General features: G+C 64.5%; 17 protein-coding genes. 10 read left to right on the forward strand and 7 right to left on the reverse strand.

The window, feature by feature from the left end; translation table 11 throughout:
* Nucleotides 1-103 precede the first annotated feature (103 nt).
* Entirely contained in the window at nucleotides 104-745 is a 642-nt protein-coding gene (locus AC1DJB_RS22185) for a TetR/AcrR family transcriptional regulator (protein ID WP_059388533.1), read from the forward strand.
* 39 nt (nucleotides 746-784) lie between these two features.
* On the opposite strand, the gene AC1DJB_RS22190 is transcribed toward AC1DJB_RS22185, so the two are convergent.
* Together AC1DJB_RS22190 and AC1DJB_RS22195 are read right to left on the reverse strand one after the other, a co-directional pair.
* Entirely contained in the window at nucleotides 785-1,519 is a 735-nt protein-coding gene (locus tag AC1DJB_RS22190) for a LytR C-terminal domain-containing protein (RefSeq protein ID WP_441432923.1), read from the reverse strand.
* On the reverse strand, nucleotides 1,512-1,811 hold the full coding sequence (locus tag AC1DJB_RS22195; RefSeq protein ID WP_059388531.1) for a type II toxin-antitoxin system VapB family antitoxin: 300 nt from the start codon (nucleotides 1,809-1,811) through the stop codon (nucleotides 1,512-1,514). Before AC1DJB_RS22195 ends, AC1DJB_RS22190 begins: the two co-directional genes overlap by 8 nt.
* 170 nt (nucleotides 1,812-1,981) lie before the next feature.
* Between AC1DJB_RS22195 and AC1DJB_RS22200 the strand changes: the two genes are divergently transcribed.
* From AC1DJB_RS22200 to AC1DJB_RS22210, 3 genes are read left to right on the forward strand one after another with little or no spacing between them, the layout of a single operon-like run.
* Nucleotides 1,982-2,890, forward strand: coding sequence for a Cof-type HAD-IIB family hydrolase (locus tag AC1DJB_RS22200; protein WP_307052855.1), 909 nt, complete (start codon nucleotides 1,982-1,984; stop codon nucleotides 2,888-2,890).
* A gap of 52 nt (nucleotides 2,891-2,942) precedes the next feature.
* Nucleotides 2,943-4,526 (forward strand): stealth family protein, encoded by a 1,584-nt coding sequence (locus tag AC1DJB_RS22205; protein WP_332602463.1) that lies wholly within the window; start codon nucleotides 2,943-2,945, stop codon nucleotides 4,524-4,526.
* A 45-nt stretch (nucleotides 4,527-4,571) separates the two neighbouring features.
* Nucleotides 4,572-6,113 carry a DUF2142 domain-containing protein gene (locus AC1DJB_RS22210; RefSeq protein ID WP_441432924.1) on the forward strand — a complete coding sequence of 514 codons (1,542 nt, stop codon included), beginning with the start codon at nucleotides 4,572-4,574 and terminating at the stop codon, nucleotides 6,111-6,113.
* A gap of 13 nt (nucleotides 6,114-6,126) precedes the next feature.
* Here the strand turns inward: AC1DJB_RS22210 and AC1DJB_RS22215 are convergent, their stop codons facing one another.
* The gene (locus AC1DJB_RS22215) at nucleotides 6,127-7,068 is read right to left on the reverse strand and encodes a phosphodiesterase (RefSeq protein WP_284988656.1); all 942 of its coding nucleotides are present in this window, start codon (nucleotides 7,066-7,068) and stop codon (nucleotides 6,127-6,129) included.
* A gap of 337 nt (nucleotides 7,069-7,405) precedes the next feature.
* On the opposite strand from AC1DJB_RS22215, the gene AC1DJB_RS22220 reads away from it, so the two are divergent.
* From AC1DJB_RS22220 to AC1DJB_RS22230, 3 genes are read left to right on the forward strand one after another with little or no spacing between them, the layout of a single operon-like run.
* Nucleotides 7,406-8,878 carry an APC family permease gene (locus AC1DJB_RS22220; RefSeq protein ID WP_441432925.1) on the forward strand — a complete coding sequence of 491 codons (1,473 nt, stop codon included), beginning with the start codon at nucleotides 7,406-7,408 and terminating at the stop codon, nucleotides 8,876-8,878.
* A gap of 22 nt (nucleotides 8,879-8,900) precedes the next feature.
* Nucleotides 8,901-9,539 carry a TetR/AcrR family transcriptional regulator gene (locus tag AC1DJB_RS22225; protein WP_441432926.1) on the forward strand — a complete coding sequence of 213 codons (639 nt, stop codon included), beginning with the start codon at nucleotides 8,901-8,903 and terminating at the stop codon, nucleotides 9,537-9,539.
* A 49-nt stretch (nucleotides 9,540-9,588) separates the two neighbouring features.
* Complete coding sequence (locus AC1DJB_RS22230; protein ID WP_441432927.1) at nucleotides 9,589-11,274, forward strand: amidohydrolase; 1,686 nt, start codon at nucleotides 9,589-9,591, stop codon at nucleotides 11,272-11,274.
* Here the strand turns inward: AC1DJB_RS22230 and AC1DJB_RS22235 are convergent.
* The 3 genes from AC1DJB_RS22235 to AC1DJB_RS22245 all read right to left on the reverse strand — a co-directional run bounded on the left by AC1DJB_RS22235 (nucleotide 11,271) and on the right by AC1DJB_RS22245 (nucleotide 13,813).
* A complete protein-coding gene (locus AC1DJB_RS22235; RefSeq protein WP_306963255.1) occupies nucleotides 11,271-11,756 on the reverse strand; it encodes a glutathione peroxidase in 486 nt (161 codons plus the stop codon). The two genes, AC1DJB_RS22230 and AC1DJB_RS22235, sit on opposite strands and share 4 nt — an antisense overlap.
* A gap of 96 nt (nucleotides 11,757-11,852) precedes the next feature.
* On the reverse strand, nucleotides 11,853-13,301 hold the full coding sequence (locus tag AC1DJB_RS22240; protein WP_441432928.1) for a peptidoglycan DD-metalloendopeptidase family protein: 1,449 nt from the start codon (nucleotides 13,299-13,301) through the stop codon (nucleotides 11,853-11,855).
* A gap of 131 nt (nucleotides 13,302-13,432) precedes the next feature.
* Entirely contained in the window at nucleotides 13,433-13,813 is a 381-nt protein-coding gene (locus AC1DJB_RS22245; RefSeq protein WP_306963252.1) for a MarR family winged helix-turn-helix transcriptional regulator, read from the reverse strand.
* A gap of 97 nt (nucleotides 13,814-13,910) precedes the next feature.
* On the opposite strand from AC1DJB_RS22245, the gene AC1DJB_RS22250 reads away from it, so the two are divergent.
* Both AC1DJB_RS22250 and AC1DJB_RS22255 read left to right on the forward strand, forming a co-directional pair.
* Nucleotides 13,911-15,377 carry an MFS transporter gene (locus AC1DJB_RS22250; protein ID WP_441432929.1) on the forward strand — a complete coding sequence of 489 codons (1,467 nt, stop codon included), beginning with the start codon at nucleotides 13,911-13,913 and terminating at the stop codon, nucleotides 15,375-15,377.
* Nucleotides 15,378-15,503: 126 nt separating this feature from the next.
* A complete protein-coding gene (locus AC1DJB_RS22255; protein ID WP_284988806.1) occupies nucleotides 15,504-16,415 on the forward strand; it encodes an oxygenase MpaB family protein in 912 nt (303 codons plus the stop codon).
* A 58-nt stretch (nucleotides 16,416-16,473) separates the two neighbouring features.
* On the opposite strand, the gene AC1DJB_RS22260 is transcribed toward AC1DJB_RS22255, so the two are convergent.
* Nucleotides 16,474-19,953: a bifunctional proline dehydrogenase/L-glutamate gamma-semialdehyde dehydrogenase gene (locus tag AC1DJB_RS22260; protein WP_441432930.1), complete on the reverse strand. Its 3,480-nt coding sequence runs from the start codon at nucleotides 19,951-19,953 to the stop codon at nucleotides 16,474-16,476.
* 125 nt (nucleotides 19,954-20,078) lie between these two features.
* On the opposite strand from AC1DJB_RS22260, the gene AC1DJB_RS22265 reads away from it, so the two are divergent.
* The gene (locus AC1DJB_RS22265) at nucleotides 20,079-20,978 is read left to right on the forward strand and encodes a LysR substrate-binding domain-containing protein (protein ID WP_059388524.1); all 900 of its coding nucleotides are present in this window, start codon (nucleotides 20,079-20,081) and stop codon (nucleotides 20,976-20,978) included.
* Nucleotides 20,979-21,177 lie beyond the last annotated feature (199 nt).

Below are 21,177 nucleotides of genomic sequence, written 5' to 3' on the forward strand. Positions count from 1 at the left end.
GAACTGGCAGCTGATGACCAATGCACTCGATTTTGAGGTCACCTGCTGCCAGCTCGCGCCACGCCCACGCAACTTTGCTGACAGATCCCTGTAAAGTGTCTGTATGCCTAGGATTACGGCCGCCACCAATGCGGCGCAGCGCGCTGAAACCCGACGCCGGGTCCTGACAGCTTTCGGTGAACTGCTCTTCACCCATGGCCTGCCCGGCTTGACCATGACCGACGTCGCCCGGCACGCCGGAGTCGGCCGGACCGCGGTGTACAACTACTACGCCGACATGGAACAGCTCCTCATCGCGTACGCCCTGGACGAGACTGAGCGGTTTTTGGGCGACCTGCGTGAATCGCTAGCCGCACTGCAGAACCCGGTGGACCGCCTGGCCCTCTACGTGCGCGCCCAAGTGGAAGACCTCAGCCGCCGGCACCTCCCGCCGGGTCCTGCGATGGCGGCCGTCCTCTCCCCCGCTTCCTTCGCGAAACTGGCAGACCACGTGGGCGAACTCAACCTGCTGCTCCAGGACATCCTGCGCGACGGAATCGCCGCCGGCTACCTCCCGCCCACCGACGTCGGCCAGCTCGCCAGGCTCATCCACGGAACTCTTTCCTCCAGCGCGGCACGCGGCAATGCGGCGAACGGAACGGAGCTGGACGAGCTTGAAGAGCGGCTGGTCCAGACCGTGCGGTTTATCCAGTTGGGCGCAGGAGCAAGGTTCGACGACGACGGCCGGCCCGCGCGCTTGGCCTGACCCGGCCGCGGGGCTGGCCCTCTCCGCTGGAGGCCAACGCTAAGGCGTCGGCATCACAGGCAGCTTGGCGTTGTCCGCGATCCGCTGCTCAAGGCGGGGACAGCTGAGCTTGCCAGGGGTATTGTCCACGAGTTCCGGCGGCACGAGCGCCGAGAAGCCGGGCGCGAGGATAAGGTCCACAGAGGCATCCGTGCGTTGGTCTTGGAAGTAGTCGGTGCCCGCGATGTTCCTCTGGATGTTGAAAGCCGCCGCTTGGCCGCCCGATCCCGAAACAACCATGGCCGGGCCGTTGTAGCTGGTGGTGGAGTTATCGACCCTGCCAACGTTGTAGCCCCGGGCCTTCAACTGGTCCGCGACGTTCTTGGCCAGACCGGCCCTGCCGGCGGCGTTGTAGATATTCACGCTGATCTTGTTATTGGGCGTGTAGTCGAAAACAGTAGCGGGACATACCGCCGCCGGCGCCGGGCTTGCAACGGCGGAGGGGAATCGAATCACGCCGTTGATGACTGCCCAGGCGCCCACGAGTCCGGCAACCACCAGTCCGACCAGCAGCGCGAGCACGATCCCATGCAGGAGGCGGCGGCTGAACCACCCCGGGTGGCTCTCGGGTCCCGGAGCATCGGCAAAAGTTGCCCGAAGCTCCGGCCCTGTGACAACGCGATGACCGTGCAGACTCGTCGGGTCTTTCTGACGACCGGGACGTTTCCGGCGCTTCCTCGGATCCGCATTTTCGGGCACTGCCACCTGCTCCTCCGGGATTGTTTCGTTAACCATCTATCACCAGTACCCGGGCGTGGATGGCCGTGCGCTGGTGGAGCGCGGTGCGGACAGCACGGTGGAGTCCGTCTTCGAGGTACAGCAGGCCTTGGTACTGCACAACATGCGGGAAAAGGTCGCCGAAGAACGTTGAATCCTCAGCCAACAGTGCTTCCAGGTCAAGCGTGCGTTTGGTGGTGACAAGTTCGTCGAGCCGGACAGGACGGGGCGGCAGCGAGGCCCAGTCCTTGGGCGTGGAAAAACCATGGTCGGGGTACGGGCGTCCCTCGCCCACAGCTTTGAATATCACTTTGCAAGCCTAAAGAAGTAAGGCCTCCAAGGGAACTTGTGAGAAGTCGGTCACCAAGGTTGTGGCCAAAAGGTAACCGTTGACGGGCGGTGCGCGCTGAATCGTTGCCGCCTCCCGCCGTCGACCGTCACAGCGCTGCCGTCATCACGGCGGACTGACAGAATGGGATCATGACTGCTTCAATGCCAGGCACGCACCCGGCTGCTCCCGCCCTCGCACTCCTCCTCGACGTCGACGGCCCCGTCGCGAGTCCCGTGACGCGCGACGTGAAGCCGGAAATCATCGCCGACCTCGTGGGCTTGGCATCCGCAGGCATCCCCGTTATTTTCAACACCGGCCGCTCAGACGCTTTCATCCGCGAGCAGGTCATGGCACCCATGATCGCCGCCGGAATGCCTGCGGGAACGGTGGTCCACGCGATCTGCGAAAAGGGCGCTGTGTGGTTCAGCTACACCTCGGGCGGCCCAGGACCCATCCATGTGGATCATGACCTAGCTGTCCCGAAGGCCTACGGCGATGACGTCCGCCGCATGGTGGCAGAGGACTATGCGACGCACATGTTCTTCGATGAGACAAAGCGCGCCATGGTCTCAGTGGAACAGCATCTGGACGTTTCAAGCGACGACTACCTGGCCGAGCAGAAGCTCTTCGACGCCGATGCCTTGGAACTCATGGGCAGGCATGGGCTCTCCGCCGCGCTCCTGGACCACCACGCGCCAGAGTCCGACGACGCCGCCGACTACCGCCTGGATCCCACCATCATCTCCACCGACATCGAGTCCATCCGGCTCGGCAAGGATCTCGGCGCGAGCCGCGCGGTGGAGCTCCTCGCCGCCCAGGGCATCACCCCGCAGGCCTGGCGGACAGTGGGCGATTCGCGCACGGACTACGCCATGGCGGATTGGCTCCACCACAATGACCACAGCGTCAAGCACGTCGACGTCCGGCCCGCCGACGGCGTGCCAAACAAGCCCTACGATGTTCTTACAGCCACAGACCTCGGCCTGGGCGACGACGTCATTCACGACGACGCCGGAGGCGCATTCCTGCGCAGTTGGCGCGAAGCCTTGGTGGGCTAGGTCCACCAAGCCCGCGCGAACCACAACCTTTCGGAGAAAAGCCATCACAGACATGGACCAGCAAGCAATCTACTTCGGTAGCCCCCCGTCCGACGACGATGCGGTCGTTCCCGAACCGACGTCGCCCGCAGTCGAGGCGCGCCTCAAGCACCGTCCCGACGTCGTCCGCCATCGCGGCCGCTACAGCTTGCTGAACCAGAACCGCACTCCGCAGCAGGTGATGGTCGAAGACCTTCTCGTGATCCGCGCCGCGCTGGACGCGGCGGGGCTGGACTTCATCCTGGTCCGCGGCAACGACCACCGGCCCGTGATCGCCGTCGATTGGAAGCTCCGGAAGAAACTGCGCCAGGCTTTGGTCTCGGCTTTCCGGAACGAGCCGTTTTACTCCATGGCCGTCGACGCGCGGAAGAAATCCACGTTGCTGGTGGCCGACGGCGAGCTCTCGAACAACCGGAAGGCCAGGATCTTCCGGCTCTTCCGTCCCCGCGTGGAACCCGGGGGCGGGCTGACATACGGTCCATCGCTGGGCGTGCAACTGGAACTGTGGGAGTTCGACGGCGAACAACTCGTGTTGCCGGTGGAGAACTCCCTGACCCGGCGGACCATGCTACGCCAGGACGCTGTCCGGGGCACGGTGGAACGCCACGGGCTGAGCTGGCCGACCATCGAGAACATGTTCGCGGACCACGCGAGCGACATCGACTTCGACGTCGACATCGTCTTTTCATGGGTGGACGGAAACGATCCCGCATACATCGCGGCCCGCCGCGAGCAGATGAAAGACGCTGTGGTGGGCGAGGGCGACGCGCACGAAGCCCGTTTCCGCCAGATCAACGAACTCAAATATGCCCTGCGCTCCGTGTACATGTATGCGCCCTGGATTCGCCGGATCTACATCGCCACGGACTCTCCCGCGCCGGAGTGGCTGGCAGAGCACCCGAGCGTCAGGATCATGCGCAGCGAGGAGTTCTTCAAGGACCCCACAGTGCTGCCCACCCACAATTCCCAGGCCGTGGAATCCCAGTTGCACCACATTGATGGCCTTTCCGAGCATTTCCTGTATTCCAACGACGACATGTTCTTCGGCCGGCCCGTAGCACCGGACATGTTCTTCACTCCCGGCGGAATCACCAAGTTCATCGAAGCCTCCACCCGGATCGGATTGGGAGAGAACGACGCCGAGCGCAGCGGCTTCGAGAACGCGGCCCGCGTCAACAGGAAGCTTCTCTGGGAACGGTTCGGGCGCATCACCACGCGCCACTTGGAACACACTGCCGCGCCCCTCCGCCGCAGCGTAATCGCAGAGATGGAGCGGGAGTTTCCCGCCGAATTCGCCAAGACGGCGGCCAGCAGATTCCGTGCGGCGGACAACATCTCGGTGACCAACTCGTTTTACCACTACTACTCGTTGCTCACCGGCCGGGCAGTGACGCAGACGGCAGCCAAGGTCAGGTATGTGGACACAACCCTGTGGTCCGGGCTGCACTACCTGCCCACTTTGCTCGCCAAACGCAATGTGGACTTCTTCTGCCTCAACGATGGCAGCTTCCCCGAGGTGGCTGCCGACGAAAGGGCCGGACTCGTGACGGACTTCATGGAGAAGTACTTCCCGGTCAAGGCGCCGTGGGAGAAGTAAAGTAGCTGTGAATCTCCGCACCCGATCAACGAACAGACATGTCTATTGAACCCCCTCAGCCTTCCCCGTTGGTTCCTACGCTTTCTCGCAATATTCGCCATTCTTGGGCTCCTCACCTCGATCTGGGCACTGGCAAGCCCCCTTATGTCCGTGCCGGACGAACCAGCTCACACCGTGAAGGCAGGGGCCGTTGTTCGAGGGCAGTTGCGAGGGGAACCTGGCGCGAATCAAGGTGATCGGGCCCAGGTGCTCGTCCCTGCGTTCGTGGGAACGGTGGATGGACTCCAAACTTGCTTCGCTTGGAATCCGGCGGTGTCCGCCGGTTGCAGCCCTACGCTGTCAGATGACGTCTCAGAGCTGAAGGCATACACCAGCGCGGGAAACTACAACCCGATGTACTACGCGGTGGCTGGGCTTCCGAGCCTGTTCCTTACCGGCGCCAAGGCCATCTACGCCATGCGGATCGTTGGCGGTCTTCTCAGCGTTGCCTTCCTTGCTGTTGCCCTGACTGCTTTGGCGAGCCTTCAACGCTGGAAACTGCCATTGTTTGTCGGGTCGATAGCCGTGACCCCCATGGTTTTGTTCCTGTCCGGAGGGGTGAACCCCAATTCACTGGAAATCGCCGCGTCGATGGCTGTGTTCAGCGCACTGTGTTTGTCGTGGGAGAGAATCGCCTCCGGCGCTCATTGGCGGCTACCCCTTGCCGCTGCGGCGATTTCAGCTGCTGTCCTGGCCAACACCCGGGCTGCCTCACTTCTTTGGCTCGCCTTGGCCGTGGCGGCGTCACTCTTGATGTTCGGGCTTCGTCCGCTCGTTTCCGTGTTGCGTCTGCGATTTGTGCAGGCGATGGCATTCGTGGTCGCCGTCGCGTGCGGGCTCGCCGTGCTTTGGCTCAAGAGCGCGGATAGCCTGCAAAGCCTCATGGGCGCGGGGATCGAGACATCACCGGCCCGGATCGCCGCTATCATGCTGGACAAGACGTTCGATTTCGCGGCCGGTTACGTGTCCTACCTTGGTTGGCTGGATACTTTGGGGCCAAGCGGGGTGCTCACTGTCTGGGCGGCGCTGATCATCGGGGTGATCGTGGCAGCATTGTCCGTGCCCAGCCGTTCAGCGCGGCTGACCATCGCTTTCCTGGTGGCTGCGATCATCGTCCTCCCTCCGGTGCTACAGATTCCCCTTGCGAAGGAGGTAGGAATTATCTGGCAGGGTCGGTACATCCTGGCGCTTGTGGCCGTGATGATCACTGCATGCGGGGTTGCAATGCGCTCTTTCGATATCGACTTCCGCCGCACAGGACGACGGGCGCTATCGGTAGTGCTCGCTATCCTGGTATTTGGCCATTTCTACAGCTTTATCTATGGAATGCGCCGGTACGTCATTGGTCTCCATGACGAGTCCAACTGGCGGGACATGCTGACGGCGCCCCAGTGGCAGCCGCCGTTTGGATGGATTCCCCTTACTGTGGCCTACCTGGCTGTCTTGTTCGTGGGAGCCGTTCTTCTTTACCGCACCATGACGGCCCGGAATCCAGTAAGCCCGGCGCCGAGCACCACGCCAATGGAAGTCCGGGCATCGAACGTGTAGAGACCAGCTGCCCCTAGCGTCGGGTCATCTCCGGATGCTTCGCATCGGCCATGGAACCGCGTTCGTGCGTGGCTCGCTGGGGAATCCGGATGCCTGCTTGGGCGAGCCGCCGCCTCGTAGCTTCCGGGCTGACGTACTCACCGACAGTAGGCGATTTGCCCAGCGGCACCACCGAATGAACGATCGTCTGCTCGTAAACGTGGACCAGGTTGAATGCCTGGGCACCGTCCCGGCCTCGGGTGCCGCCCTGCGGAACATTGAGGTCCTGCGTGTAGCAGCTCGCGGAAGCCACCGATACCGGGACGCCCGCGAACATGGCCATGGTGGAGTAGTGCAGGTGGCCGCCCAGGATGGAACGGATATCCGAATTGCGTACGACGTCGGCCAGTGCCGCTTGGCCGCGCAGCTCCACCAGGATGGATAGGTCGAGGACGCTCGGGACCGGAGGGTGGTGGAGGGCAAGGATCGTTCCGTCCGGAGCCGGCGTCGCGAGCTCCGATTCCAACCAGTCGAGCTGGCTCTGGCTCAGCTCACCGTGATGGAAGCCGGGCACGGAGGTATCCAGCGTGATGATCCGCAGCCCGTTGACGAAGTAGCTGTGATCCACCGGAGCGTCATTGTCGCTCTGGTCGAAGAGGCCAGCACGGAAATTCGCCCGGTCGTCGTGGTTTCCCATCGCCCAGATCACCCGCGCTCCCATCTCTCGACAGGCAGGCTCGACGATCGACCGGAGTTTGGCGTAGGCGCCCGGCTCACCCTGATCGGCGAGGTCACCGGTGAAGATCACGGCGTCGGGACGGACCTTTGACGCGTGTACTTCCGAAAAGAGTTGCCTGAGATGGGCTTCGCTGTCGACGGCGCCGTAGAGGGGTTCCGGCCCACCCAACAGATGGGAGTCGCTAAGGTGCAGAAGTACGTGTCCTGGCCGCGGGTGCTCGGCCTCGATGAGCTCCATTACTACCTTCGGGTCGGTAGGAGACGGCGCCTCCAGTGTCTGCCCCAATAAACCCAATCCAACCAGACAAAAGGCTAACGCAGGGTAACTTACCGTCGGAATGTTGGAAAATTACTGGGGCTCCCCCTGCGATCCCCGCTCACTTTTAGGGCGATTTTCGACGACGCTCGCTCACCTTTAGCCACATTCCACCCGACGCTCGCTCACCAAAAATGAGCGAGCGTCCGCCCAAAAGACCACATAGGTGAGCGGGCGTCGGTGTTTTGGCGCCGGTTGGAAGCGAGCTCCGAAACAGACCCCCTTGACTCGAACCTGTGCCTCCCCTCACAATAAGCGAATGGCTTTCACTAAAGAAGAGACGGCGCTCGTGCCGTCCGCGACCGTCAGCGTTGACGGCGGATTGAAGAAGAACGCAATCGGCACACGCGACATTGTGTTCATGTTGGTGTCAGCGGCCGCTCCGCTGACCATCGTCGTCGGGATCGCCCCGCTCGCCCTCGCTGTGGGCGGCGTCGGTGCGCCCGCCATCTACATTGCCGCGGCTATCGGCCTGGGCCTGTTCGCCATCGGTTTCATGGCGCTCACCCGCCATGTCCGGTCCTACAGCGGCTTTTATGGCTACATCTCGAAAACCCTCGGCCGCGTGGTTGGCCTCGGCTCCGGCCTCACCGCCTGGATGAGCTACAACGGCCTGCAAATCGGCCTCTACGGACTACTGGGCATCCAAGCCAACCTCGCCGTCAAATCCTTCACCGGCGTGGAACTTCCCTGGTGGCTCTACGCGATCGTCTCAATCGGTGCCGTCTGGTACCTGGGCTGGCGCGGAATCGACGTCGGCGCCAGGGTCCTCGCCGTCCTGCTCACCCTCGAAACCCTGATCGTCGCCATCGTCGCCGCGTTCGTCCTGGCCCAAGGCGGCGCACACGGCATCAGCTTTGAATCATTCAGCCCGCAGGCCATCTTCTCCCCGCAGTTCGCCGCCGTCCTGGGCCTGGGTTTCTCCGCCTTCATGGGATTTGAATCCGGAGCCCTGTACCGGGAAGAGGCCCGCGACCCGGACCGCAGTGTCCCCCGTGCCACCTATATCTCCATCGCCTTCATCGGGGCGTTCTACGCCTTCGCCGTCTGGATCATCGTCCAGGCCTTCGGAGCGGACGCCGTCCAGGCCTTTGCCGCCGGCCACCTCGACGCCGGAGACACCGCCTACATCGCAGCGGGCAACTTCGCGGGCGGCTGGTGCGTGAACCTCATGAGCGTGTTGATCGTTACCAGCATCTTCGCGGCCCAGCTCTCCTTCCACAACACCATCAACCGCTACACGTTGTCCTTGAGCCGCGAGGGCATCTTCCCGAAGCGCTCGGGCCGGATCAGCCCTCGATATCGCACGCCGTCCGTGGCGGGCTTCGACCAGACCCTCCTCGCGCTCGCCCTCGTGATCGGCGCGGCCCTCTTCCAACTGGACCCCTTCACCCAGTTCCTGATCTGGACGAACACCCCGGGAGTGATCGGCGTCCTCCTCCTGCAGGCACTCACCGGCGTCGGGGTCGTGGTCTTCTTCACGCGACTCAAGGACCATGGCCTTCGCTGGTACGTCGTGCCTTCTGCCGTGGCAGCCACGATCATCATGTGCGTAGTCATCTACCTGATGGCCAACAATGCCCAACTGATCACCGGCCTTCCGGCCGGGGACCCCGTCAACACGACGCTCCTCGTTTTCGCACCGCTCTTGTTTGCCGCCGGAACCGTACTGGCCCTCGTGCTGCGCAAGGTCAACCCGGCCGCATACCGGCGGATCGGACACGCCGAGTGATCCCGGAGCCTAGTCTTGAGGGATGCAGACTCCGAGCAAAACCAGCCAGCTAGGACGGCCCCGGACACCGAGGCTCTCACGGAAGGCGATCGGCCGCGCGGCACTTGAGATGTTCGAAAAGGAAGAGAGCCTCTCGATCCCTCGGCTCGCGGAACGCCTGGGCGTCAGGCAGTCATCTTTCTACAAGCACGTCACGGGTCGGCAGGAGATCATCGAACTGGCCCGTGGCGCGCTCGTAGACAGAGCTCCGATGCCCGAGTTGCCGTCCGGCAGCCTCGACGACGTCATCCGCGAGATCTTCGACGCCCTCCGCAAGGCGTACAGCCTGGTACCGGCGCTCCTTCCCCTCCTGCTCACGCAGCCGGTGTCACACCCGGCAGCCTTGGAGCGCTACGACCAGTACGTCGAAGCGTTTGAGATCGCGGGGGCGCCACGGCATCTCATCATTCCCGCACTGGAAACCCTCGACAGCGCAGCGATCGGCGCGAGCCTCGACGCAATGACGATGGAATCCGCATGGAGCATCAACGAAGAGGAAGAAGGCACTTATCCCCATCTGTTCGCGGCAAAGAAGGCCGTGGCAGAGCACCCTGTGGACCGCTTCGCATTCCTGGCCGATGTCCTCTCGGCAGGATTGAAGGCAGCCATCGACGACGACTGATCCTCACCGGGCCGGCGTCGGAAACCCGAACACAACAAGGAGTTATATCTTGACCACGCCCGAGCCCATCGATCTCGTCATCTTCTCGTCCAGCATCCTCCACGGTGAGGCGCTGACTGAGACCGCCGGTTTCGTCGCCGTCTCGAATGGGAGGATTGCGCACGTCGGCCGCACCGACGGCGAGCAGACAGCCAACGCCGCCGCCGAATGGACGGCACGAGCCAAACAGGTGATCGACGTCGGCGAGGCAACAGTCTGCCCCGGCCTGATCGACGCCCACATCCATCCCATCCACGGCGCGGAAATCGCCCGCGGCCTTGACCTGGGCGGGATCACCGAGCTCGACGACGTCCGCGCCGCCCTCGTGCGATATGCCGCTTCCACGCCGCACGCCGTCGGCTCCGATTGGTTGTTCGCTTGGGGCCTCGACCCTGTCATTTTCGGGGATGCGGGTTTCAACAACTCCCTCTTCGACGGCATCCTCGACGACGAACTCGTGTTCATCACCCTGTTCGACGGCCATGCCTCGCTCGTCTCCGACGCCGCCCTCAAGCTCGCCGGGGTCACCGGAGCGGAGAAACTGCCGAGCACCGGCTATGTCGGCGTCGACCAGCTCGGCAAGCCCAACGGCATGCTCTACGAAATGGCCGCCCAGGAGCTCGTCCGCGGCGTCCTTCCCGAGCTCTCCTTCGAGCAGCGCGTCGACGGGCTGGAGAAACTCCTGCGTTCCATGGCCGAATCCGGGCTGGTGGCGGGCCAGATGCTGGACTTCGGCGCCCCGGACACCTTGGAGGTGCTGGAGGCCTTGGAGCGCCGAGGCGAGCTCGCCATCCGGCTGCGGATCTCCCCGTGGGTCATGCCCGGCGCCACGGAGGAAGACCTGAAGGCCATGCTCGCGATGCAGGGCAGGCACGGAAGGCGCTGGCACGTTCACGGCATCAAGCTCATGATGGATGGAACCATCGACAACGGCACGGCGTGGCTCTTTGAGCCCGACGCCCACGGAGAATCCCTCCACCCGCTCTGGCACGATCCTGAAGCCCTCGCCGCGGCCATGAAGTTCTTCCACGACCACCGGATCCCCACCACGACGCACGCCATCGGCGATCAGGCGGTGTCCTTCGTCGCCCGGACCATCGGGGCCCTTCCCAAGAACGGCACGGTCCACCGGATCGAGCACATCGAGTCCATCCCGGATTCGGTGTTGGCGGAAATCATCAATGCGGGCGCCGCTACCAGCCTGCAGCCGACGCATTGCGCCCTCTACAGCCGAGCTGACCACACGGACAACTGGTCCCGCAGGCTTGGCAGCGAACGGGCCAACCACGCGTGGCGGACCCGCGATCTCCGCGACGCCGGAGCCATCGTCGCACTCGGATCGGACTGGCCCATCGCTCCCTTCGACCCGCGGGCGATCATCGCCTCGGCCCAGACGCGCCGCCCGGCCGGCCGGCCCGACGTCGAACCCGTCCAACCCCGGCAGGCGCTGTCCGCGCGTGCCGCGCTCGAAGGTTACACGAGCCAATATTGGAGGTCTGTCGGTGAAGAGGGCGGAATCGTAGAGATCGGGGCACGCGCCGATCTGACCGTGGTCCGGCACAATCCTTTGACCACCGCGCCGGACGAATTCGCGCAGACGCCGGTGATCCTGACCGTTGTTGACGGTGAAGTCGTTGTCGACGGCCGTCAGGTGCTTACGGCGGGAGTCACTCTGGACTCCGTCCAGGGAGCCTAGGCGAGGGCCTCTTCGAGTGCCTCGATGAGCTCTTGGGAATCGGGCTCGACGGCGGACGGGAAGCGGGCGAGCACCGCGCCTTCGCGGCTCACGAGGAACTTTTCGAAGTTCCACTTCACCTTCTGCGGTTTGGAGCCGTCGTCCGTCCGGGTCAGCTCGGCGTACAGGGGGTGCTGTTGCTTGCCGCGGACCTTGGCCTTGCTCGCGAGCGGGAACGAGACGCCGAAATTGCGCTGGCAGAAGTCCGCGATCTCGGCGTCCGAACCCTGTTCCTGGCCGGCGAACTGGTTGCACGGCACGCCCAGAATCTCGAATCCACGGTCACGGTATTTGCCGTAGAGCTCCTCCAGTCCCGAGTACTGGCGCGTGAACCCACACTTCGAAGCCACGTTGACAACCAGTACGGCTTTGCCCTCGAAATGCCCGAAGTCGGCCTGGGAGCCGTCGTTGAACGTCAGGGGGATGCTGTAGAGCGGGGACATTGAATCGCTTCCTTACCACGGGGAACCTTGGCAAACTGCCGCCTTCGAGTCTACGCGCGGCAGGGCGCTTGGACAGGCTACAAGGAATGCGACGACTTACGGCTTGGGGGACGCCGTTTTGGTAGTTGCCGTGACCGACGGCGTGGGGCTACTGGGCGCCGACGGCGTGGGCTGGGTGGGTGCCGGCGGCGTGGGCTGGGTGGGTGCCGGCGGCGTGGGCACGGACTGGGTCACGCTCGGCACCGGAACGGGAAGGCTCGACGTCGGCGCCACCGGCGGCGGTACGGTCACGGTAGGCGGGACTACCGTTGTCGGCCCCTGCGTCACCGTGGGCGGTTGCGTCCCGGTAGGAGCCTGCGTCAAGGTAGGGCTCGGGGTGCCGCTCGGTGTCTTGCTTGGCGTGGGAGTGCCGCTCGGAGTCGGTGTTGGCGTCCCGGTCGGGGTGCCAGTCGGCGTCCCGGTCGGGCTCGGCGTCGGGCTCGGCGTCGGGCTCGGAGTCGGCGTCCCGCTGGGTGACGCTGTCGGACTCGGCGTCGGGCTCGCAGTCGGCGTCCCGCTGGGTGACGCCGTCGGGCTGCCGCTGGGTGACGCCGTCGGTGTCGCGGTCGGCACCACCTTCGCTTCCTGCACCCCGCCGGTCACCGCTTCCCTTGAGGGTACGGCTCCCGGGTCGGTCGGCACGGCCCCGGGGATGGACCAGACAGACCCGGCCGAGGTCGCGGTGGCGGAACCTGGCTGGTAGCTGACCATCGGGATGTCGCCGAGGGGATCCACCTGCTTGGTGGGCAGGAACGTCCAGTTCATCGGGTTGGTATAGACACCGTTGAGGATCGTCTCGAAGTGCAAGTGGCAACCGGTCGAGGAACCCGTGGTTCCCACCCTGGCAATGACTTCGCCCACACGGACCGATTGCCCCTTGGTCACTGCAATGCCCTGCAGGTGGTTGTACGTGGTGACAAGGCCGTTGCCGTGATCGATTTCCACGCGATTGCCGCCGCCCCAGGGGTGCCAACCCACGGCCCGGACCACGCCGGAGTCGGCTGCGTAGACCAGCGTGCCGCAAGCCGCGGCGAAATCCTGGCCCCAGTGGAACTCGCCCGGCAATCCGGTGAACGGATCGATCCTCAACCCGAAGGGAGAGCTCGGAAGCAGCATTTCGAGCGGCGCGTAGAGTTTCCCGGCAGGCGGCCGGTCGAGGGAACTCGACGAGACATTGAGAGTGCCAACGCCGTTCTTGTCGAGGGTTTGGACCGGGGAGCGTTCAAAAGACACCGTGGCTTTGTCACCTGCCTGGACCGGGGCCGACGGCGGGCTTGGGGGCACGGTCTCCTGGGCGCTCGAGGTGGCACCATCGGTGGGCAGCATTCCGGGTTCGACTTGGCCAGTGGCCAGGGATCCATCGCTTGCCGCTCCGCCCAAACCCGGGCCCTGGAAACCGAAAGCGAGGATTACCACGACAGCGAGGAAGCACGCCGAGAGGACCCGGCCGAATTTTCTTGTGAGCACCAGGTCGACGACCTGGCCAGACTCATGATGCTTTCCCACAGCGGCTCCTGAGACGGGCGCTCATCCCCAGTACGGGCGCGCTTGTCCCATTGTGGCCGTTGCGAAATCGAATGGGAACACTCGACTTCATACTTGGCCGGTCCGCGAAACACTCGCCGGACCGTGGCGGGCTACTCGCCGAGGTTCGCTTTAAGCAGGGCGCGGTGCTCGACGGCGGCATCCGAATGCAGCGTGCGCCCGGCGTCGGTCAGTTCGAGGTACAGCGAGCGGCGGTCATCCGCGCAGGTCACGCGGGACACGAGTCCGGCTTTCTCCAAGCGGTCAACAACCTTGGAGACAGCGCTCTGGGTCATGGGAGTCCGCTCGCCCAGCGCCTTCATTCGGCAGGCAGAGTCAACACTTTCGGCAACAAGATCGAGGATTTCGAACTCGTTCAGGCCGATGTCGAACTTGGCTTCGAGGGCGCGGTCGATCGCGGCCGCGGTGCGGAAGTACGAGTTCTGGATGCTGCGCCATTGCTCAACCAGCTGGCGATCCTGCGTTGTTGCCATGGCCCGATTCTAGTCGAAACCCCAAATAAAGTCCACGTCATAAGATTCCTAGTCATATTCCTTGTCATTGAATGACGCGTCATATAGATTGATCTGCATGACTTCACCAAGCACCCTCACTAGATCTGCCGAGCAGCTCCATACAGCCGTCCGCTGGACCCGGGCCCAGTGGCTGCTGCTGATGGTGGTGTGCACCGTTCTGGCCCTCGACGGCCTGGACGTTTCCATGGTGGGCGTAGCCCTTCCCTCCATCGGCCACGAACTCCACCTCGGAACCGATTCCCTGCAGTGGATCGTTTCCGCCTACGTCCTGGGGTACGGGAGCCTGTTGCTCCTGGGCGGGCGGCTCGCCGACCTGCTGGGCCGGCGTCGGATCTTCCTGATCGCCTTGACCGTGTTCGCTGCGGCTTCGCTCCTCGGCGGCCTCGTGAACGATCCCACCCTCTTGATCGCAACGCGCTTCGTCAAGGGCCTGGCCGCGGCATTCACTGCCCCCACCGGGTTCTCCATCATCACTACCAACTTCGCCGAAGGCCGCGAGCGCAACAAGGCGCTGTCCATCTTCACCACTTTCGGCGCGAGCGGCTTTTCGCTCGGGCTGGTGGTTGGCGGGCTCATGACCAGTTTGAGCTGGCGCTGGACCTTCCTTGTATCGGTACCGATCGCCGTCGCCGTCGTGCTTCTCGGCATGTTGTTCATTCCCCGGGATAAGCCGTCCACGGAAGAGAGCGGCCACGACGTCTGGGGCGCGGTGACCCTCGCACTCGGCATGCTTGGCCTCGTGTATACCTTGGTTTCAGCGCCGGAGAAGGGCTGGGGATCTGTGGCAACAATCGCCGGATTCGCCATCTCTGCTGCCGTGCTGGCAACCTTCGCCGTCATCGAAAACCGAGTCAAGCACCCGCTTATCCGCTTCGGCATCCTGCGTGAAGGCTGGGTGGCCCGCGCCAACCTGAGTGCCGTTGGACTGTTCGGCTCCTACCTGAGCTTCCAGTTCATCCTCACCATGTACCTGCAGTCGGTGCTCGGCTGGTCTCCCCTGGGCATGGCGCTTGCCTTGCTTCCCACCGGGCTCCTGGTGGCAACGAGCGCACCCTTCGCGGACAGGTTCATCGAGAAATTCGGCGCCCCGAAGCTCATCCTCACCGGCCTGACCGCCATGGGACTGGGCTACGTCTTGTTCCTCCGCGTTGGAACGTCGCCCAACTACGTCCTGGACATCCTGCCCTCGGTCATCCTGCTGGGCATCGGTTTCGCTTTGGCCTTCCCGTCCATCAATGTCCAAGCCACCGCTGGAATCCGGGATTCGGAGCAGGGACTGGCCGCCGGACTCATCCAGACCAGCACGCAGGTTGGCGCGGCACTCGTCCTCGCCGTGACGACCGCCCTCGTCAGCGGGCATGACACCGGCGCAGGCGCAAACGGCCCTGTCAGCGCGGCGGCCATGCTCGATCAGTACCGGCCCGGCCTGGTCCTGAGCGCTGCGGTGGCGATTGCGGCCCTGCTCGTGGCAGCGTCCCCGGCGCGCCGTCGTCGGGCACTTGCCGAGCAGCCCGCAGCCTAAGCGGACTCGCGTGAAAGGTGCCGGCCGGCTCATTCCAGAGCGGGCCGGCACTTCTGCGTTAGCCCGGTACCGCTGCGTAAACTAGACGGCACCTTGCGCCAGCAGAATGAAGCGCAACAATGGACCATGGTCAACTTCCTGAAGAAGTGGCAAGCGGAACTGCGGATGACTTTTACGGGTCACCCGCAGTCCACGCCTGACTGGGTGCTGCGGCTTGCCGAGGGAAACGACCCCGGGTACCACCTTCCCGGATCGGCCGTCTGGGCCGTCCACGGTTCCATGTCCACGATCATCGCGGGAATCCGGGTGCTGCTCATGCAATCCCTGCATCCCGGCGCTTTGGCGGGAGTATACGACCATTCAGGCTTCAAAAGGGATCCCCTCGGCCGCCTGGCAAATACCATCCGTTGGATCTTCACGGTGAGCTACGGCTCCATGGACGCAGCCCACACGGCAACCCACTTCGTGCGGCGGGTGCACGATTCCGTCAAGGGCAACTACGTTGACGCCCAAGGCCAAACCCGCGAGTACTCAGCAAACGATCCCGAGCTTCTCCGCTGGGTCCACGTTGCGTACGCGGATTCCTTCGTTGCGGCGCACCGGATCTGGGGCGGGGCGGTCCCCGGCGGCGCCGACGCCTACATCCGCGAATGGGCCCAGGCCGGGCGCCTCATGGGAGTCGAGGACCCTCCCTTGAGCCTCGCGGAAGTGACGGCGGAAATGGACCAGTGGTACGCCTCCGGACATCTCCGCGCGGACGAGCGGCTCAGGGAAACCATCGAATTCATCAGGTACCCCCCGTTGAAAGCGTCGCTGCAACCCGGTTACCGGATTCTGTTCGCCGCGGCCGTCGCCAGCCTGGAGCCCCGATATCGGGAATTGCTGGGGCTGGAAAAAGCCCGTATCGGCCCCATCCCGCTACCGTCGATTCTCGCCGCGCGGGTGGTGCTCGCTGTCGTGCGCCTGACGTTGGGCCGCAGCGGCCCCAGCGAGCAGGCCGCCCGGAAACGATTGCGGCGCCTGGGGTACGAGGCTTAGACGCAGAGGAGCCCGGCGGAACGGTGTGGCCGTTCCGCCGGGCTTCCTTGACGAATCGCTAGATCAGCGCGTCCGACAAGTGGTTCGGAGTGCCGAAGCGGTGCGCCGTGATGCTGACGGCCTGCTCGTGCAGGAACGGCAGCATCTCGATGCGTCCGGCCGGGGTCACCGTGCCGTGGTAGATCGCGACGTCGGGACGGCCGCCGGTCGCTGCGCTCAGCGCGCTGCTGTCCCCGCCGATCAGGCGGATACGGCCACCGTTGATGCCTGCCGCGGAAGCCAGCCATTCGGCGTCGTTCTGGATGCGGGTGCCCACGCCGAGCCCCGCGAACGCTGCGATGACAGCTTCGGGAAGTTCGACGGCGGAGGACACCGTGAGCGCCGAACCCGCCACTGCACCGGCTGCCACGACGCGAAGCAAGTCCACGAGCTTCCCGCCCTCGGACAAGCGGATGGTCACGGGGATGGCCCGGTACCGGAAGACGTTGCGCTCGGCGCTCAGGCCGGAGACGTCCTTGCGGGTGCCGAATTCCGTGGCCCATGCCTCGGCGTCGCTGAAGAGCGCCTTCTGCAGGGCCTCCGCCTCGCTGGCTTCGACAAGCGAGACGGAGGCCTTGGCGGCGGCCAGGATCGAAGCGGCCGCACCCTTGAGCGTGGCACCGCGCTTGGCGCGGGGCTCCGTAGGGAGCCAGCTACCCAGCCCCACCAGGTAGTTGGGTCCGCCGGCCTTGGTGCCGGCGCCCACGGCGGACTTCTTCCAGCCGCCGAACGGCTGCCGCTGGACGATTGCGCCCGTGATGCCGCGGTTCACGTAGAGGTTGCCGGCCTGGATGGTCTCCAGCCAGACGCCCATTTCACCGGAATCGAGCGAGTGCAGCCCGGCGGTGAGGCCGTATTCGATCTCGTTCTGGATGGCGATGGCTTCTTCCAAGGTGGACGCCGTCATGACGCCGAGGACCGGGCCGAAGAACTCGGTCAGGTGGAAGTAGGAGCCGCGCTTCACGCCGAACCGGATGCCCGGGGACCACAGACGGCCGGTCTCGTCCAGCTTCTCGGGCTTCACGGCCCAGGTCTCGCCCTCGCCGAGGGTGGTCAGCGCGTTGAGGAGCTTGCCGTTGGCCGGCTCGATGATCGGGCCCATCTGGGTGGTGGCCTCTTCCGGGTAGCCCACCTTGAGCGAGCGGGCGGCATCCACGAGTTGGTTGTGGAAGCGCTCGGAGGTGGCTACGGAACCCACCAGGATCACCAGTGAAGCGGCGGAGCACTTCTGCCCTGCGTGCCCGAAAGCGGAGTACACAACGTCCTTGGCGGCAAGATCGAGGTCGGCGTGCGGGGTGACGATGATGGCGTTCTTGCCCGAGGTTTCCGCGAGCAGCGGGAGGTCCTGCCGGAAGGACCGGAAGAGCTCAGCGGTCTCGTAGCCGCCGGTGAGAATCACGCGGTCAACGCTGGGGTGCGAGACCAGCTGGGTGCCCAGCTCGCGTTCTTCGAGCTGCACGAGCGCCAGCACTTCGCGCGGCACGCCGGCCTCCCACAGGGCGTCCACCATGACGGAACCGGAGCGGCGGGCCTGCTTTGCGGGTTTGATCACGACGGCGGATCCCGCCGCGAGTGCCGCCAGCGTGGAGCCCGCGGGAATCGCCACCGGGAAGTTCCACGGCGGGGTCACAACGGTGAGCTTCGCTGGGACGAACCTGGCGCCGTCGACCGTTTCCAGGTCCTTGGCGCGCTCGGCGTAGTAGTGCGCGAAGTCGATTGCTTCGCTGACTTCGGGGTCGCCTTGTTCGATCGTCTTGCCGGTCTCGGAGGCCATAACCTCGAGAAGTTCGGCGCGGCGGGATTCCAGGATGTCGCCTGCGCGGTGCAGGATGGCTGCGCGCTCGGCGGCAGGCATGGCGCCCCAAGTTTTGCCGTGTTCCACTGCGGTGGCAATGATGCGTTCCAGTTCCTGCGGGTCGCTGACCTTGCTGGCTTCAACGATCGCGTTTCCCGCAGTGGAGCCCGGGATGCGGTCGAGGATGGCACGGCCCCAGGCCCGGTTGGCGGGCAGGGCAGGATCGGTGTCCGGAGTGTTGGCGAAGCCCTGGCTTGGCATGGCGGCCGCGGGCTTGTTGCGGTCCTGCGTGCGGTTGGGGGCCGGAACGGCGTCGTCCAATTCTGCGAGGGAGGCGAGGAAGCGCTGCTTCTCACGCTCGAACAGCGATTTGTTTTCGCTGAGTTCGAACACAGCGGACATGAAGTTGTCCTGGCTGGCGCCTTCTTCGAGGCGGCGGATCAGGTAGGCGATGGCAACGTCGAACTCGCCCGGGTGCACCACCGGCGTGTACAACAGGAGGCTGCCGACGTCCTTGCGGACGGCCGTGGCTTGGCCCGTGGCCATACCGAGGAGCATCTCGAACTCAATGCCCGCCGTAACGCCGCGCTCCTTCCCGAGCAGCCACGCAAACGCGATGTCGAAGAGGTTGTGGCCGGCGACGCCGATGCGGACCGCATCGATGTGTCCTGGAGTGAGCGCGTAGTTCAGGACGCGCTTGTAGTTGGTGTCCGAATCCTGCTTGCTGCCCCACGTAGCGAGCGGCCAGCCCTGGATGGACGCCTGGACCTGTTCCATAGGCAGGTTGGCGCCCTTGACGACGCGCACCTTGATCGGAGCGCCGCCATTTGCCCGGCGGGCCGCAGCCCATTCCTGCAATTCCTGCATGGCCGACAGCGCGTCCGGGAGGTAGGCCTGCAGCACGATGCCGGCCTCAAGGTTCTTGAATTCGGGCTTGTCCAGGATCCGGGTGAACACGGCCATGGTCAGGCTGAGGTCCTTGTATTCCTCCATGTCCAGGTTGATGAACTTGGGCTTGGGGAACGATGCGGCCAGCTCGTAGAGCGGGGTGAGCTTCTCCACCACGTGGTCCACTGCTTCGTCGAAGGCCCACAGCGAGTGCGGGGCCACCGTGGAGGACTCCTTGATGGAGACGTAGTCGACGTCGTCACGGGCCAGGAGCTTGAGGGTCCCCTCGAGCCTGCGGCTGGCTTCGCGTTCGCCCAGGACGGCCTCGCCCAGCAGGTTCACGTTCAGGTGGACGCCGTTCTGCTTGATCTTGGCGATGGCCGGGCCAAGCTTGGCATCGGTGGCGTCCACGATCAGGTGGCCCACCATGTCGCGGAGGACTTTGCGTGCGATCGGGATGACCACCTGCGGCAGGACCGGAGCCATGACGCCGCCGGTGCGCACAGCAGCGCGCATGTACCAAGGCAGGAAGGCCGGGACCTTCGGGGCAAGCTTGGCCAGGTTGCGGCCGGCGACGGACAGATCCTCAGGGCGGATGACGCCGTCGACGAATCCCACGGTGAAGTCCAGGCCGTTCGGATCCTTCAGGACGCCGGCGAGGCGCTGCGCGGAAACGTCAACGGGTACCTTCGAGGCTTCGGTGAGCCAGTGTCGAACCAGTTGGATGGCTTCGTGGGCCAACTCCTGGAGGTGTCCGGATTCCGGGGTGGATTGTGTCCTGGCGTCGATGCTCGAATCCCGAGTTGGTGTGCTCATGCGCTTCGTTCCTTTTGGTGCGGAGAGTGCTTTGTTTCCATCAGTATGGATCTACAATCAGATTAGGAAAAGCGATCTTTTCTGAAGAATATTCATTAGATTTCTCGACCCTTCTGGAGAGCCGAATGCTGGATGTCCGCAGGCTGCGCTTGCTGCACGAATTGAAGATCCGCGGGACGCTCGCAGAAGTGGCCGACGCCATGAAGTACAGCCCGTCCTCGGTGTCCCAGCAGTTGACCTTGTTGGAGAAGGAAGCGGGCGTGAAACTGCTGAGAAAATCCGGTCGACGGGTGCAGCTGACGCCGCAGGCCGAGATCCTCGTGGAACATGCGGCCGCTTTGCTGGCCACCCTCGAGCGGGCAGAGACGGATCTCGCGGCGTCCCTCTCCACAGTGACGGGAACAGTGCGGCTCGCCGTGTTCCAAACCGCCGCCCTGGCCCTCATGCCGGACTTCCTCACCATCATGAAGGGCGAGTATCCCGAAGTGCGAGTGGAAATGATCCAGCGCGAACCCGAGACTGCGCTCTATGAAACCTGGGCCCGAGACTTCGACATCGTGGTGGCCGAGCAATACCCAGGGCACGCAGCACCACACCACCCCGGCCTGGACCGCGCAACCCTGACCAGCGACGCCATCAGGCTGGCCACTCCCCCGATTGGCCTCGGTGGCGAGTCGATTTCCTCGCTCGCGGATACGGCTCCCCTGCCATGGGTCATGGAACCGCATGGTGCGGCGTCCCGGCACTGGGCAGAACAAGCATGCCGCTCCGCTGGCTTCGAGCCCGACGTCCGCTACGAAACCGCCGACCTCCAAGCGCAAATCCGGCTCATCGAGTCCGGCAATGCCGTGGCCCTCATGCCGGACCTCGTCTGGACGGGCCGGACCACTCCGGTCCAACTACTGGACCTCCCCGGGCTCCCCAAGCGGACAGTCTTCACGTCGACGCGCACCGCCGGCCGGATCCACCCCGCAATCCTGGCATGCCGGGAAGTCCTCGAACGGGTGGCCGCGGAACGGGCGTAGGGGTTCGGCTGGCTGGTGCCTGCGGATTCTCCACGATCATTCCGCTTACCGGGGTTATAGGACAAAACGTGTGTATGGATTGTGCCTGCTTCCCAGTGTTGGCGGGCGAATTTCGGGGTAGCTAAGCTTTGGAAGCTTAGGGTGGCTGGGGTGCTTGCATATCTCTGGAATGTCTGGTCTGCGGTCAGGCGCTGGTACG

It is taken from the genome of Arthrobacter sp. 01T428 (genome assembly GCF_056398685.1).